We start from the raw sequence: 14680 nt of genomic DNA on the forward strand, positions 1-14680 counted from the left end.
GCGGTGCGCAGAGGGCGGGCTCCCGTGCGGAGGCCCGCCCTCTGAGTGCGACTGCCTTGAGTCAGGCGGAGATGATCAGGCCCGCGGTTGCCTTGGCGCGCTCGAGGCGGGCCGCGACGTCCTGCCAGTTGACGACGTTCCACCAAGCGTTGACGTAGTCAGCCTTGACGTTCTCGTACTGGAGGTAGAACGCGTGCTCCCACATGTCGAGCTGGAGGAGCGGGATCTGGCCGACCGGGATGTTGCCCTGCTGGTCGAACAGCTGCATGATGTGCGGCCGCGCGGCGAGGGTGTCCCAGGACAGAATGGACCAGCCCGAGCCCTGGATGGCGTTGGCGTTGGCGTTGAAGTGCGCCTGGAACTTGTCGAAACCGCCGAAGTACTCGTCGATCGCGGCCGCGACCTCACCCTCGGGTCGTCCGCCGCCGTCCGGGCTCATGTTCTTCCAGAACACCGAGTGGTTGGTGTGGCCACCGAGGTGGAACGCGAGGTTCTTCTCGACGCCGTTGACCGCTGCGTAGTCGCCCGACTCGCGCAGCTCCTCGAGCTTTGCGACTGCGGCGTTCGCGCCGTCGACGTAGGCCTTGTGGTGCTTGCTGTGGTGCAGCTCCATGATGCGAGCGCTGATGTGCGGCTCGAGGGCTGCGTAGTCGTAGTCGAGCTCGGGAAGCGTGTAAGCCACTTGTCGTTCCTTTCCTAGAAGACGTTCAGGGGCCGCGTCCACTCTATGACGCGCGTGAGGGCGCGGGACAGGGCGCCCTGACCCGCCGCCCGTCGTGGCGGGCCCACTGACGGGCGCTCACGCCAGGTCGAGCAGGTCCTTGACGTCGTCCGCCGTGATGGCGCCAGCCAGCGCACCGCCCTCGTCCACGACGCGCTGGAAGAGATCGCGCTTGCGCTCCTGGAGGGCGACGACCTTCTCCTCGATCGTGCCGGCGGACACGAGCCGGTAGACGGTGACCGGCTTGTCCTGCCCGATGCGGTGCGCCCGGTCGATGGCCTGCGCCTCGGCGGCCGGATTCCACCACGGGTCGAGGACGAAGACGTAGTCGGCCTCCGTCAGCGTCAGGCCGAACCCACCAGCCTTGAGGCTGATCAGGAACGCCGTCGCATCACCGTGGCGGAAGCCCCGGATGACCGAGGGCCGGTCCGTCGTCGAGCCGTCGAGGTAGGCGGTGCGCAGGCCGGCAGCCGCGAGCGCGCCCTCGACGACTCGCAGGAAGCCGGTGAACTGGCTGAACACGAGGGCACGGTGGCCCTCCGCGGCGAGCTCGCGGAGCTGCTCGACGAGGAACTCGACCTTCGCGGCGGTCGCCTTGCCACGGTGCGCCTCGTCAACGAGCGCGGGGTCGAGGGCGAGCTGGCGCAGCCGGGTGAGCGAGGCGAGGATGGCGACCCGGTTGCCCTCGGCGTCGGCGAGCAGGCCGAGCACGCGTTGCCGCTCGCGTTGCAGGTGCTGGTCGTAGATGTGGCGGTGGACCGGGTGGGGATCGAGCGGCACGACCTGGACCTGCTTGGGCGGGAGGTCGAGCGCCACCTGCTCCTTCGTACGGCGCAGCATGAGTGGGCGGATGCGGCGACGGAGGTGGTCCAGCAGCTCCGGCCGGGTGCCGGACTCGATCGGCTTGCGATAGTTCTTCGTGAACACGTCCGGCCTCGGGTAGAGGCCGGGCGCGGTGAGGGACAGCAGCGCCCAGAGGTCCATGAGCGAGTTCTCCAGGGGTGTGCCGGTGACGGCGACGGTGAAGGGTGCACCGAGGCGGCGGATGGCCACATGCGTCTTGGCCTGCCGGTTCTTGACGAACTGCGCCTCGTCGAGCACCACCCCTCCCCACTGGACCGCGTGGAACGCCGCGTCGTCGAGCCGCAGCACGGCGTACGACGTCACCACCACCTGCGCGGCACCGATGGCCTCGGTGACTGTCGTGCCTCGCTTGCGGCTCGTCTCGGTCAGGGCGACGACGCGAAGGTGGGGCGCGAAGGTCTCGAACTCGCCGAGCCAGGTGCCGACGACGCTCGTCGGGGCGACGATGAGGACCGGCCCACGCCCCTGACGACCGGCGTCGTCGAGCGGTCCGAGGTCGCCGCGCTCGTCGGCCCGGGCCAGCACGGCGATGACCTGGAGCGTCTTGCCGAGTCCCATGTCGTCGGCGAGGATCCCGCCGATCCGGGCGTCCCAGAGCCGGGCGAGCCAGTGGTAGCCCTCGACCTGGTAGGGCCGGAGGGTCGCTCGGAGAGCCGCCGGCACCGGGGGCGCCGGCGTGTCCACCTCGGAGCGCAGCGCCGCGATGTTCCCGGCCCACCGGGCGCTCTGGCGGTCGACGACACCGAGAGCCGCCAGCTCCTCCCAGAGGTCGACGTGGTGAGCCGAGAGTCGCAGCCCGCCGGTCTGCGGGTCGGCGATCTCCCGCGCCTCCGCGATGAGGTCACGCAGGTGGACGAGCTCGGGCCGGTCGAGCCGGAACCATGCCCCCGACTCGAGGAGCATCACCTCCTCACCGCCGGCGAGCGCCGCGAAGAGCGGCTCGAACGGGACCTCCTCACCGTCCACCTCGACGGACACGCGCAGGTCGAACCAGTCCGTCGCGGCTCCATCGCCGGCCCCGGGACCGAACGCGGCACCATCGGACTCGCGGTCGGAGGTGCCCAGGCGGATGACGGGGGCGCTCGTCACCTCCTCGTAGACGGGCAGCTCGCCGTCGACCTCGACGAGCACGTGCTCGTCGCTCTCGAGCTCGTCCAGGTGCTCCACGAGGAAACGCGCCGCATCGACCCCCTTGAGATCCAGCCGACTCGTCAGGTGGAGGTGGCCGGTCGAGTCGCGCCAGGTCGCACGCGGAACGGCCAGCAGCGCGGTCGCCGCCTCGAGCACCGCCTGCTCGGCTGACCGGTCGCGTGTCGCGCCGCCGAACCGGGGTGTCGTGAATGCTCGGACGTGCCCGTCATAGGCGAAGCCGAGGTCGAGGCGCAGCTCGCCGGGCACGTCGGCCAGCAGGTGGACGTGCACCTGGACCCGCTGCGGGCTCGGGACGGAGTCCGCCTCCGGCGCGGGCAGGGGCACCTCGGAGCGGATCCGGACGTGGTCGCGCAGCCCCGGGACCGCCGCCCGGAGGAACGTCGCGCGCTCGTCGGCCGGCACCCTCAGTCCGTCCTCGGCCTGGCGGATCGCCTCGCGACCCAGCCCGAGGTCCTGCTCCAGCGGCAGGAGGGTGAGCGACCCGTCGGCGCCCTCGATGGCGACGCCGTGGACCGGCTCGCCCACGAGGAGCAGCTCGCCCTGCGTCTCCGGCAGGCCCTCCACCGTGACGCGCAGCAGCAGGTCGCCGGAGTCGTCCGCGGCGCGCAGGACGTGGAGCACGAGCCGGGCCGGGTCGTCGAGCACCGCCACCGGGCCCACGACGCCCTCGCCGGGAAGGATGGCGATCCCCGCGTCCCTCGCCTCCACGAGCAGGGGCCAGACCTCGGGGCCGGCGTCGAGGGCGAGCGGGGTGGCGGCGGTGAAGTAGGTGGTGTTGCCGGACCCCTTGCGGACCTCGTCGCGCAGGCGGGTCATGATCCGCTCGTGCTCCGGCAGGTAGCGCATCCCGGAGCGCCACTGGGGCAGGGCGTCGTGCCAGCTGAGGCTCTGGTGCCACGTGCCGGTGCGCGTCCGGCGGGTGGCGCGCAGCCCGTAGCCGATCTCCGGCTGCCGTTGCCACCCGGCGCCGCGGTAGATCGTGTCCACGAAGAGCCCTGCGGGCATGAGGTCGCCGCGCGGCTCGGGCGACGCAGGTGCCTGGTCAGGCTCACGCGGTCGGGGGCGCACGTGGCCGAGAACCTCCGACCAGTGCGTCTCCCGCGGTGGGCCGACCGGCGCGCCGGGGACAGCCGGCCCGTCGACCCCGACGGGCTCGGCGCTCGGGGCGGGCGGCTGCTTGCCGTGCGCGACGTCACGGGCCAGGAGGAGCAGCGCCACGACGTGCTTGCAGTCCGAGCCGACCGGGCAGCTGCAGCGACCGGACCACAACGGGGCGCGGCCCTTCGGGTGGGGCCGTGCCTCGACGATGGCCTGGTAGGTCTGTGAGCCGGTGCCCTCGACGGTCCCGAGGATCATCATCCCCTCGGGCCGCGCCGCGAGCGAGCGCACCCGGTGCTGCGCGGCGTAGTGCGAGCCGCGCTCGAAGGTGCGGGTGCCGACCTGCTGCGCGATCTCGGGGTCGGTCAGGTCCCCGACCCACGTCGCCCGACCCACGCTCCACACCATGGACCGACTCTAGGCTGGCCGTGCGACACCACGTCCGGTCGATCCACAGGCGTCAGCGCCAGCCGAGCTCCGGGGCGACGTGGGTCAGGACGCTCTCGATGACATGGGCGTTGTAGTCGACCCCGAGCTGGTTGGGGAGGGTGAGGAGCAGGGTGTCGGCCGCCGCGACGGCCTCGTCCCCGGCCAGCTCGGCGACGAGCCGTTCGGGCTCACCGGCGTAGCTCTTCCCGAAGCGGGCCAGGCCCCCTTCGAGGTGGCCGACCTGGTCCTGGCTCGCCGTCTCGCGGAGGAAGAGCTGGCGGTCGAGGTCGCTCACGATCGGGAAGATGCTGCGGCTCACCGAGACCCGCGGCTGGCGCTCGTGACCAGCGGTCCTCCAGGCCTCGCGGAACCGTTCGATCTGCTCGGCCTGGAGCTGGTGGAACGGCACTCCGGTGTCCTCGGTGAGCAGGGTGCTGCTCATCAGGTTCATCCCCAGCTCCGCGGTCCACTCGGCCGTGGTCCGCGTCCCCGCACCCCACCAGACCCGGTCGCGCAGCCCCGGCGAGTGCGGCTCGAGGCGCAGCAGGCCGGGTGGGTTGGGGAACATCGGCCGGGGGTTGGGCTCGGCGAAGCCCTCACCCTCGAGCACGTCGAGGAACACCCGGGCGTGCTCGCGGGCCATCGCCGCCGCGTCCGAACCCTCGGCCGGCACGTGACCGAAGTAGCGCCACCCGTCGATGACCTGCTCGGGTGAGCCGCGGCTGATCCCGAGCTGGAGACGACCGCCCGAGATGAGGTCGGCGGCACCGGCGTCCTCGGCCAGGTGGAGCGGGTTCTCGTAGCGCATGTCGATGACGCCCGTGCCGATCTCGATCCGGCTCGTGCGAGCGCCGATCGCGGCGAGCAGGGGGAAGGGCGAGGCGAGCTGGCGCGCGAAGTGGTGGACGCGGAAGTACGCACCGTCGGCTCCGAGCTCCTCGGCGGCGACGGCGAGCTCGATCGACTGGAGCAGCGCGTCGGCGGCGGACTGCGTCTGCGAGTGGGGCGACGGGGTCCAGTGCCCGAAGGACAGGAAACCGATCTTCTTCATCAGACCTCCGCGTGCATCGGTGTCAGCCCCACTTCTCGGCGAGGGCATGGATGACCTTGACGTTACGGTTCGTCGCCGGACCGAGGACCTTCTCGATCGCGGCGTTCGAGATCTTCGCGGCGTGGTAGGGCACGTCGAACTGGAAGTGGACGGCCCTGTTGCGCACGAGGATCCGCTCGCCTTCGCGTGAGAGTGCCTCCACCCGTTCGCGTTCCGCAGCGCTGGGGGCCGACTTGAGCAGGCTGACGTACTGGCCGTATGCCGCTGGGCTCGCTTCCGCCAGGCCGGTCGCGTCGTGCGCCACCTGGGTCAGCTCCCGCGGGGTGAACGCCATCGTCACCACGGGAAAGCGGCGGTCTGCCTCGAACAGCGCCTCGAGTGCCCCCTCGACCTTGGCGCGGGAGCGCATCGGGCTCGTCAGTCGCACGTTGCCGGTCTGGATGTGCGTCTCGACGTCGCCGTACCCCTCCTTCGTGAGGAGGTCGCGCAGCTCGGCCATCGGGTACGTCCGGGCCCCGACGTTGACGGCGCGCAGGAAGACGATCCAGGTGGACATGAAATGCAGGCTACGTGGCCCACGGCCGCGTGTCGTCGGGCAGGATGGGCGGGTGGTCGACCCGCGCACGCTGACGCTCTCCGACTTCCCGGTCCATCGCCCGGTGACGACTCGATGGTCCGACAACGACATGTACGGGCACCTCAACAACGCCGTCTACTACGAGCTGTTCGACTCGGCGATCAACGGCTGGCAGGCCGACCACGTCACCATCGACCCCCTGACCGACCCGACCCAGGGCGTCGTCGCCGAGTCAGGGTGCACGTTCTACGCGGAGGTGGCCTTCCCGACCCCGATCGTCGTCGGCCTGCGCATCACGCGGCTGGGGACGAGCAGCGTCACCTACCAGCTCGGCCTCTTCGTCGACCCCGCGGCCGCCTCCGTGGGCGACGGCGCACCGAAGGCGGTGGGCCACTGGGTCCACGTGGAGATCGACGCCGACACCCGCAAGCCCACGCCGATCCCGGAGCACCTCCGCCGGCTGCTCGAGTCGGCGGTCGTGGACGATCCGTCACAGGACGAGCCGTGAGCATCGAGTCGGCGGAGGAGCCCTGGGACTCGTGGAGCGCCCGCACGGCTGAGCTGCTGGCCGAGCTGGGTCCCGACGACTGGGTGACCTTCGTCGTCCACGTGGACTCCGCGGCAACCGTCGCGGAGCGGAGGGCGCAGGCGCGGAAGGGGTGGCGCCGGGCGCTCGCACCACCGCGACCCCCCGCAACCGTTCCGGACACCTTCCTCCAGGCCCGGCTCATCGAGGGCGTCCTCGCCCTCGAGTGCATCGCCGACGCCGAGTTCGAGGGCGTCACCGACCTGACACCTCGAGAGCTCGACACGCTCGTCACGCTCGGCTGGGAGCGCCCCGGGGCTGAGCCCGACCTGACCGCGACCTTCCCGGTGTGGGAGGCGGCTGACGCCGCGGACCTGCTCGCCGCGAGCCTCCGTGGCGTGCTGGGCGCCGAGGTGCCGAGCAAGGTCGACGTCCGCCGCGGCCCCTGACCCGGTCAGGAACTGCACACTCGACGGGGGGCCGGCTCAGCGGACCCGCAGCGTCAGCTTGCCCACGGCCCGTCGCTCGTCGATCTCGGCCAGCGCGACGGCGGCCTCGGCGAGCGGGTGGGTGCCGCCGATGGGAGGGTCGATGGCGCCGTTCTCGAGGAGGGGTGTGATGGCGTCCCACTGGGCCCGGAGGTAGCCCGGCTCCCCCAGCCACATCGCACCCCAGGCGACCCCGACGACGCTGATGTTGTTGAGGAGCAGCCGGTTCACCTTCACCTCCGGGATCGCACCCGCGGTGAACCCGATGACGAGGAGGCGCCCCTCGGGGGCGAGGCTGCGGAGGCTGTCGGTGAACCGGTCGCCCCCCACGGGGTCGACGACGACGTCGGCCCCCCGGCCCCCCGTGAGGTCCTTGGCCGCGGCGAGGAATCCCTCGGTGAGGATGACGTGGTGCGCGCCGGCCCGCTCGGCGACGGCGCGCTTCTCCTCGGACGAGACGACCGCGATGACCTGGGCACCCATGCCCCGGGCCAGCTGGACCGCGGCCGTGCCGATGCCGCCGGCCGCACCGTGGACGAGCACCGTCTCACCGCGCTCGAGCCGCGCCCGCCGCACGAGCGCGAAGTGCACCGTGAGGTAGTTCATCAGGAGGGCCGCGCCGGTCGTGAAGGAGACGCTGTCGGGCAGCGGGAAGACCATCGCCTCGGGCACCGCGACCGTCTCGGCGAAGGCGCCGAGGATCGGGAAGGCAGCGACTCGGTCGCCGGGCTCGAAGCGGCTGCCCTCCGGCGCCTCCCGCACGACCCCGGCGCACTCGGCCCCGAGAACGAAAGGGAGGTCCGGCTTCATCTGGTAGAGGCCCCGGGTCAGCAGCACGTCGGGGAAGCTCACCCCCGCCTCGTGCACGTCGATGAGGACGTCGCCGGGCTGAGGTGTCGGCTCGTCCACCTCGTCGACGGTGACGGCCGCGGGTCCGTCGAGGGCAGAGACTCTGGCTGCGCGCATGGACGGGAGACTAGCGGCCTAGGCTGGCCGGGTGCTCGATCCGCTGACGACGCTCCCCGACGGGACCATCAAGCAGGTCAACCCGTTCACCGGCACGAAGGTGTGGACGCTGCCGGGCCGGGGTCGCCGCCCGATCGACCGGGTCGCCCGCCCCCCGCTGCCGATCGACCCTGCGGACGCCGACCGGATCTGCGCCTTCTGCCCGGAGCGGGTCCTCGAGACGACCCCGGAGATCGCGCGGCTCGTCCGCGACGAGGCGTCCGCGGACGGGTGGCGGGAGGTGCGGGGCCTGACCGCGGAGCAGGTCGCGGCCTCCCCGGCGGACTTCCGGCTCGTGCCGAACCTCTTCGAGATCCTGTCCTTCGACTACTGGCACCTGACCCACGGCTGGGAACCGACCGCGGAGATGACGGCGCGACGCGAGACCTACCTGTCGACGCCGGTGGGGCGCGAGCACGTCGAGCGGCTGGCGCGGATCCGGATCGCCGCTCGATCCGCCGAGGGCACCGTCGACGGCCCGCTCACCGATGCGGAGGTCGAGCGCGAGGCGACCGGGCTGTTCGCCGGCAACCACCTGCTCGTCGTCGCGCGCCGGCACTTCGAGGAGGGCGCCCGGGACGACTCGCGCCTGCGCGGCTCGGGTCGGCTCACCCCCGAGGAGCACCGGACGTACGTCGACTTCTCCATCGGCACGATGCGCGACGTCTATCGCGACAACGAGCACGCCCGCTACGTCAGCGTCTTCCAGAACTGGCTCCAGCCCGCCGGAGCCTCGTTCGACCACCTGCACAAGCAGGTCGTCGCCATCGACGAGCTCGGCGCGGACCTCGAGCGGGAGGTCGAGCACCTCGCCCAGGAGCCCGACCTCTACGAGCGATGGGGGCAGCGGTATGCCGCTGAGCGCGGTCTCCTGGTCGCGCGCACTCCCAGCGCGGTGGCCTTCGTCGGGATCGGGCACCGCTTCCCCTCGCTGGAGGTGCACTCGCTGGTGACGGACCGGTGCCCGTGGGAGCTGACCTCCGACGAGGTCCGTGACTTCGCCGACCTGCTGCACGCCTGCCACGCCGCGACCGGGGTGGAGGTCCCGAGCAACGAGGAGTGGCACCACCGCCCGCCGTCGGTGGACCTGCCGATGCCGCTCCGGGCCGTGCTGAAGTGGCGGATCTCGACCTTGGCCGGGTTCGAGGGCGGGACGAAGATCTACGTCAACACCGTCAGCCCCTGGTCCGTCCACGAGCGGGTGGTCGGCCGGTTGCGGGGGCTCGTCGAGGCTGGGGCGGTGTCTGCGACGGTTCGGCCCGCCGACTGAGCGTCCGGACGGCGGCGAGCCCGGCGGGGGCAGGCAGGCCATTGTGACGTATGCCGCTGGGCTGGCTACCCGGGAGTAGCGGCCCGATACGCTCGGGCGGGTGAGTAGCTACCCCCGCCTCCTCCAGCCGCTGGACCTGGGCTTCACGACGCTGCGCAACCGCGTCGTCATGGGCTCGATGCACACCGGTCTCGAGGACCGGGCCGCGGAGGTGGACCGCCTCGCCTCGTACTTCGCCGAGCGGGCTCGGGGCGGGGTCGCCCTCATGGTGACGGGGGGCTACGCGCCGAACCTGGAGGGTTCCCTCTACCCGGGAGGGTCCGTCCTCATGACGCCCCGCCAGGCCCGCCGGCACCGGCGGGTCACCGACGCAGTGCACCGCGAGGGCGGCAAGATCGCCCTGCAGATCCTCCACGCGGGGCGGTACGCCTACCACCCGCTCGGCGTGACGGCGTCGACGAGCAAGGCCCCGATCTCGCGCTTCACGGCCCGCGGCCTGTCCGAGGCCGGCGTCCGCCGGCAGGTGGAGGCCTACGCCCGCTGCGCCCGGCTGGCCCGCGAGGGCGGGTACGACGGGGTCGAGATCATGGGGTCGGAGGGCTACTTCCTCAACCAGTTCCTCGCCCCGCGGACCAACCAGCGCACCGATGCCTACGGCGGCACCCCGGAGAACCGCCGACGCCTCCCGGTCGAGGTGGTCCGAGCGGTGCGCGAGGCGGTCGGGCCGGACTTCATCGTGATCTACCGGCTGTCGATGCTCGACCTCGTCCCCGACGGCCAGTCCTGGGAGGAGATCGTCGCCCTGGCCAAGGAGGTCGAGGCGGCCGGCGCGACCATCATCAACACCGGGATCGGCTGGCACGAGGCCCGGGTCCCGACGATCGTCACCTCGGTCCCCCGAGGCGCGTTCGTCGAGGTCACCGCACGGCTGCGGCCCGAGGTGTCGATCCCGGTCATCGCCTCGAACCGGATCTCGATGCCGGACCTCGCGGAGCAGGTCGTGGCCGACGGCAAGGCCGATCTCGTATCGATGGCGCGGCCCTTCCTCGCCGACCCCGACTGGGTGCTCAAGGCGGCCGAGGGACGGGCCGACGAGATCAACACGTGCATCGCCTGCAACCAGGCGTGCCTCGACCACACCTTCGCGAAGAAGACGGCCTCCTGCCTCGTCAACCCCCGGGCGGGCCACGAGACGCTGCTCGTGCTGGCTCCGACCCGCACGGTCAGGCGCGTCGCCGTCGTCGGGGCCGGACCGGCGGGCCTGGCCACGGCCGTGGCGGCTGCCGAGCGCGGCCACGAGGTCGAGCTCTTCGAGGCGGCTGACGACATCGGGGGTCAGTTCGCCATCGCGATGCGGATCCCTGGCAAGGAGGACTTCGCCGAGACGATCCGCTACTACCGGCGCCGCCTCGACGTCACGGGCGTCAAGGTCCACCTGGGGCGGCCAGCCTCCGTCGACGACCTGACCGAGTTCGACGAGGTCGTCGTCGCGACGGGCGTGGAACCGCGGATCCCTGACCTTCCGGGGGTCGACCACCCCAAGGTCATCACGTACGCCGAGCTGGTCCGTGACGGCGCACCCGTCGGGCGGACCGTGGCCGTCATGGGCGCCGGTGGGATCGGGGTCGACGTGTCCGAGTTCCTGACGCAGGGGCACCACACCGTCGACTCCCCGTTGTCCGTGGCGGAGTGGATGGCCGAGTGGGGGGTCGGTGCGCCCGATGCCTCGCGCGGCGGCCTCGTCAGGCCGGCCCCGGCACCGTCGCCGCGGGAGGTGCACCTCCTCCAGCGCAAGAGCACGACCATCGGGAAGGGGCTCGGCAGGACGACAGGCTGGGTGCACCGGGCGGCGTTGAAGGCCAAGGGCGTCCACCACCACGTCGGGGTCAACTACGAGCGGATCGACGACGCTGGGCTGCACATCAGCTTTGGGGAGGACCATCGCGACCCGCAGGTGCTCGACGTCGACACGATCGTCCTCTGCACGGGGCAGGAGTCGGTCAACGGTCTCGCCCCGGCCCTCCGGGGCCGCGGCGTGAACGTCCACGTCATCGGCGGTGCGGACGTCGCCGCAGAGCTCGATGCGAAGCGCGCCATCAAGCAGGGCACCGAGCTCGCCGCCAGCCTCTGACCGACCCGACATGGGCTGCGCTCTCGACCCACCACCGTCGAGTGCGCAGAACCTGCCGTCCCATCGCCCCTCGCGCGGCGAACCCATCGCGAGGAGCAGGAGCCTCACGCCAGCAGCTCGCGGACCCGGGGCGCCACCTCCGTGGCATAGAGCCGGATGCTCTCCATCCGCAGCTCGTGCGGCAGCGTGCCGACCGAGTACTTCAGCTGGAACCGGGTCGCCCCGAGGACCTGCACCGTGTCGGCGATCTTCCGGGCCACGGTCTCGGGGGACCCGCAGTAGACCGCACCCTCGGGGCCGAGCTGCTCCCTCGCCTGCTCCATCGTCATGGGCGCCCAGCGGCGCTCGCGTCCCAGCTTGTTCATGTACGCGACCTGGTGCGGGAGGAACTCCTCGAGGGCCTGCTCGTCGGTCGCCGCGACGTAACCGGGCGAGTGCACCCCCACGGGCCGCGGCTCCTTGCCCATCTCCTCGAGGGCGCGCCGGTAGAGGTCGGCGAGAGGAGCGAACTGCCGCGCCGACCCGCCGATGATGGCGATGACGACCGGGAAGCCGTAGTGCGCCGCCCGGACCACCGACTGCGGCGTGCCGCCGACCCCGACCCAGACGGGGAGATGACCGGACTCGGTCGCCGGCTGGACGAACTCGACCTCGACCGGGGGTCGGATCGAGCCCTGCCACTTCACCGGCTGCTCGGCGACGACCGCCGCGAGGAGGCTCAGCTTCTCGTCGAAAAGCGTCTCGTACTCGGACAGGTCGAGGCCGAACAGGGGGAACGACTCGATGAACGAGCCTCGCCCGACGGTGATCTCGGCTCGGCCGCGGGAAATCGCGTCGACCGTGGAGAATCGCTGGAAGACCCGGATCGGGTCATCGGACGACAGGACGGTGACCGACGTGCCGAGCCGGATCCGCTCGGTCCTGGCCGCGAGCGCCGCGAGCACCGTGTCGGGCGCGGAGATCGCGTAGTCCTTGCGGTGGTGCTCCCCCACGCCGAAGAAGTCGAGACCGAGCCGGTCCGCCAGCTCCCCCTCGGCGAGCACCTCCCGGATGACGACCGCCGGGTGGAGCGGCTGCCCGTCCGGGCCGTTCGCGATGTCGCCGAAGGTGTCGAGGCCGAGTTCGAGGCTCATGGACCCCACCGTAGGCGACTGTCCCCTCGGAAGGCAGCGGACTCCGGGGGCGTCGGGGAGCGAGCCCAGCGGCATACGGCCTGAGGGGACCCCGGCACATGTGAAACGGTGGGCACGTGCAGCTGCGTGAGCCCGCCAACCTCGTCTCTCCGAGGGCCGTCCGGATGTGGACGGTGGAAGCGGTCCTCGGCGCGCTCTTCCTCGGCGCCGCTCAGGTCGGCTGGTGGCTGCTCGACCACGCAGCCGACCGCACCCTCCACGTCGTCCTCGCCGTGGCCTGGCTCGTGCTCTCCACCGCCTACGCGATCGGGATGCCCCGCTGGCGCTACCGCGTCCACCGCTGGGAGGCGACGCGGCACGCGATCTACACCCAGACGGGCTGGCTCAACCAGGAGCGCCGGATCGCCCCTCTCTCCCGCGTGCAGACCGTCGACCTCGAGCGGGGACCCCTCGCCCAGCTGTTCGGCCTCGCGACGGTGACCGTCACGACCGCGTCGGCCGCCGGACCGCTGGAGATCGCGGGGCTGGACCTCGAGGTCGCGCGCGGTCTCGTCGACACGTTGACCACGGCCGCCGTCGCGGAGAAGGGTGACGCCACGTGACCGAGACGCGGCGACCGCTCCCCGAGCCGGAGTGGCGACGCCTCGACAAACGGATGCTCCTCATCCACCCGCTCCAGACGCTGCTCCAGGCGCTGCCGGCCATCCTGGCGATCTTCGTGGCCCGGATCGGCGCTGAGGACTCCGACCGCTGGGAGCTGCTCGCGCTGCCCGTGATCGTCGCCTTCGGACTGCTCCGCTGGCTCACGACGCGCTACCGGATCAGCAGCGAGCAGATCGAGCTCAAGCACGGGCTGCTCCACAAGCAGACCCGGACGGCGCGACTCGACAAGGTGCGAACGGTGGACCTGACCGCCCAGCTGCACCACCGCGCGCTGGGCCTGGCCAAGGTCGAGATCTCCACGGGCAGCGGCGGCAAGGACCGGCTCGTCCTCGACTCGCTCAGCATCGCGGAGGGGCGGCGGCTGCGCGGCGAGCTGCTGCACCGGCTCGGGGCGGGTGACCCGGTGACCGCGACCCTGCCCGCTCCCACGGGACCCGCCGTGGACATGGAGGCGCCTCCCCCCGGCACGGAGGCGGCAGGCGCGGACGAGGATCTGCTGCGGCTCGACCCGTCGTGGGTCCGGTTCGCGCCGTTCACGATGACCGGCATCGGCACGGCGGCGGCGATCTTCGGGTTCGTCAGCCAGGGGCTCGGGCGCTTTTCCGAGCAGGGCGACCTGTACGAGTCCGGGGCCACCTGGGTCCGTGAGCTGGCCTGGTGGGTCAACCTGCTCGGGGTGGTGGTCATCGTGTCCCTCCTCGCGGTGGGCGCCTACGTCCTGTCGTTCTGGGGATTCCGACTGTCACGGAGCCCGACCGGCAGCCTCCACACGCGACGCGGCCTGCTGACCAGCCGGGAGGTCGGGATCGACCACACGCGGGTCCGGGGCGTCGAGCTGGGGGAGCAGCTGGGCCTCCGGCTCGCCGGCGGTCGTCGCCTCAAGGCCCTGAGCACGGGACTGCAGGGCGAGGCCGGGGGCGGCTCCGACTGGCTGTCCCCACCCGCCCCCGTCGACGTCGTCGCCGGCGTCGCGACCCTCGTGACCGGGGACGCCGGTGCGGTCTCCGACGCCCTCATCCCGCACGGACCCGCGGCGGGCCGACGCCGCCTCACTCGAGCCGTCCTGCTGCCGCTGGCCCTGACGGCGGCGCTCGCCCTGGGGTGGATGGTGGGGGACTGGCCCGGGTGGCCGCTGTGGTTCGCGCCAGGGTCGGTGGCCGGCGCCTGGCTCCTCGGTCGAGACCGTTACCGCGGCCTCGGCCATCTGGTCACCGACCGGCACCTCGTCAGCCGCAGCGGCTCGCTGGACCGGCGCCGCATCCTCCTCGCACGCGACGGGGTCATCGGCTGGAAGATCCGGCAGTCCTTCTTCCAGCGGCGCGCCGACGTGGTCACCCTCGTCGCCACCACGGCTGCCGGTCGCCAGCACTACGACGTGGTGGATCTGCCTCCGGACCGGGCGTACGAAGTGCTCGGCGAGGTCAGCCCCGAGCTGGTGACGCAGTTCACCTGATCGATTCTGGGGACGTCTTGACGTGGTCGGGAATTGGTTGCAAAGTTGAGTCGTTACCACTCAAGAAAGGTGCGTCTGCTCGGCTCTCCGCCGCGCAGCTGTTCGAGTTCAGTTGAGGA

General features: G+C 71.9%; 12 protein-coding genes. 6 read left to right on the top strand and 6 right to left on the bottom strand.

Translation table 11 applies throughout. From position 1 onward, the window contains the following. Window positions 1-61: 61 nt before the first annotated feature. From INTCA_RS17035 to INTCA_RS17050, 4 genes are all read right to left on the bottom strand, one after another. Complete coding sequence (locus INTCA_RS17035) at window positions 62-682, bottom strand: superoxide dismutase (protein ID WP_013494168.1); 621 nt, start codon at window positions 680-682, stop codon at window positions 62-64. Window positions 683-799: 117 nt separating this feature from the next. Continuing rightward, the gene (locus INTCA_RS17040) at window positions 800-4243 is read right to left on the bottom strand and encodes a DEAD/DEAH box helicase (RefSeq protein ID WP_013494169.1); all 3444 of its coding nucleotides are present in this window, start codon (window positions 4241-4243) and stop codon (window positions 800-802) included. 52 nt (window positions 4244-4295) lie between these two features. Beyond that, window positions 4296-5315, bottom strand: a complete 1020-nt coding sequence (locus INTCA_RS17045; RefSeq protein ID WP_013494170.1) for an LLM class flavin-dependent oxidoreductase — start codon at window positions 5313-5315, stop codon at window positions 4296-4298. A 22-nt stretch (window positions 5316-5337) separates the two neighbouring features. After that, window positions 5338-5871: a DUF1697 domain-containing protein gene (locus INTCA_RS17050; protein ID WP_013494171.1), complete on the bottom strand. Its 534-nt coding sequence runs from the start codon at window positions 5869-5871 to the stop codon at window positions 5338-5340. A 52-nt stretch (window positions 5872-5923) separates the two neighbouring features. On the opposite strand from INTCA_RS17050, the gene INTCA_RS17055 reads away from it, so the two are divergent. Next, window positions 5924-6400, top strand: a complete 477-nt coding sequence (locus INTCA_RS17055) for an acyl-CoA thioesterase (RefSeq protein WP_013494172.1) — start codon at window positions 5924-5926, stop codon at window positions 6398-6400. Beyond that, window positions 6397-6867 (top strand): TY-Chap domain-containing protein, encoded by a 471-nt coding sequence (locus INTCA_RS17060; protein ID WP_013494173.1) that lies wholly within the window; start codon window positions 6397-6399, stop codon window positions 6865-6867. The genes INTCA_RS17055 and INTCA_RS17060 overlap by 4 nt, the downstream gene beginning before the upstream one ends. 36 nt (window positions 6868-6903) lie before the next feature. On the opposite strand, the gene INTCA_RS17065 is transcribed toward INTCA_RS17060, so the two are convergent. After that, window positions 6904-7872, bottom strand: coding sequence for an NADPH:quinone oxidoreductase family protein (locus tag INTCA_RS17065; protein WP_013494174.1), 969 nt, complete (start codon window positions 7870-7872; stop codon window positions 6904-6906). A gap of 31 nt (window positions 7873-7903) precedes the next feature. Between INTCA_RS17065 and INTCA_RS17070 the strand changes: the two genes are divergently transcribed. Together INTCA_RS17070 and INTCA_RS17075 are read left to right on the top strand one after the other, a co-directional pair. Continuing rightward, complete coding sequence (locus INTCA_RS17070) at window positions 7904-9181, top strand: DUF4921 family protein (protein ID WP_013494175.1); 1278 nt, start codon at window positions 7904-7906, stop codon at window positions 9179-9181. A gap of 100 nt (window positions 9182-9281) precedes the next feature. Further along, window positions 9282-11312, top strand: coding sequence for an NADPH-dependent 2,4-dienoyl-CoA reductase (locus INTCA_RS17075; protein ID WP_013494176.1), 2031 nt, complete (start codon window positions 9282-9284; stop codon window positions 11310-11312). A gap of 104 nt (window positions 11313-11416) precedes the next feature. On the opposite strand, the gene INTCA_RS17080 is transcribed toward INTCA_RS17075, so the two are convergent. After that, the gene (locus INTCA_RS17080) at window positions 11417-12445 is read right to left on the bottom strand and encodes an LLM class flavin-dependent oxidoreductase (RefSeq protein ID WP_013494177.1); all 1029 of its coding nucleotides are present in this window, start codon (window positions 12443-12445) and stop codon (window positions 11417-11419) included. A 116-nt stretch (window positions 12446-12561) separates the two neighbouring features. On the opposite strand from INTCA_RS17080, the gene INTCA_RS17085 reads away from it, so the two are divergent. Beyond that, entirely contained in the window at window positions 12562-13047 is a 486-nt protein-coding gene (locus INTCA_RS17085; protein ID WP_013494178.1) for a PH domain-containing protein, read from the top strand. Continuing rightward, window positions 13044-14561, top strand: coding sequence for a PH domain-containing protein (locus INTCA_RS17090; RefSeq protein ID WP_013494179.1), 1518 nt, complete (start codon window positions 13044-13046; stop codon window positions 14559-14561). The genes INTCA_RS17085 and INTCA_RS17090 overlap by 4 nt, the downstream gene beginning before the upstream one ends. Window positions 14562-14680: the final 119 nt, after the last annotated feature.

The organism is Intrasporangium calvum DSM 43043 (assembly GCF_000184685.1).
Taxonomy (GTDB): domain Bacteria; phylum Actinomycetota; class Actinomycetes; order Actinomycetales; family Dermatophilaceae; genus Intrasporangium; species Intrasporangium calvum.

What these genes read in the sequence shown, in the direction of transcription:
- INTCA_RS17050 (WP_013494171.1), bottom strand. Translation starts at nt 5,871, where the DNA reads ATGTCCACCTGGATCGTCTTCCTGCGCGCCGTCAACGTCGGGGCCCGG.
- INTCA_RS17080 (WP_013494177.1), bottom strand. Translation starts at nt 12,445, where the DNA reads ATGAGCCTCGAACTCGGCCTCGACACCTTCGGCGACATCGCGAACGGC.
- INTCA_RS17040 (WP_013494169.1), bottom strand. Translation starts at nt 4,243, where the DNA reads ATGGTGTGGAGCGTGGGTCGGGCGACGTGGGTCGGGGACCTGACCGAC.
- INTCA_RS17065 (WP_013494174.1), bottom strand. Translation starts at nt 7,872, where the DNA reads ATGCGCGCAGCCAGAGTCTCTGCCCTCGACGGACCCGCGGCCGTCACC.
- INTCA_RS17045 (WP_013494170.1), bottom strand. Translation starts at nt 5,315, where the DNA reads ATGAAGAAGATCGGTTTCCTGTCCTTCGGGCACTGGACCCCGTCGCCC.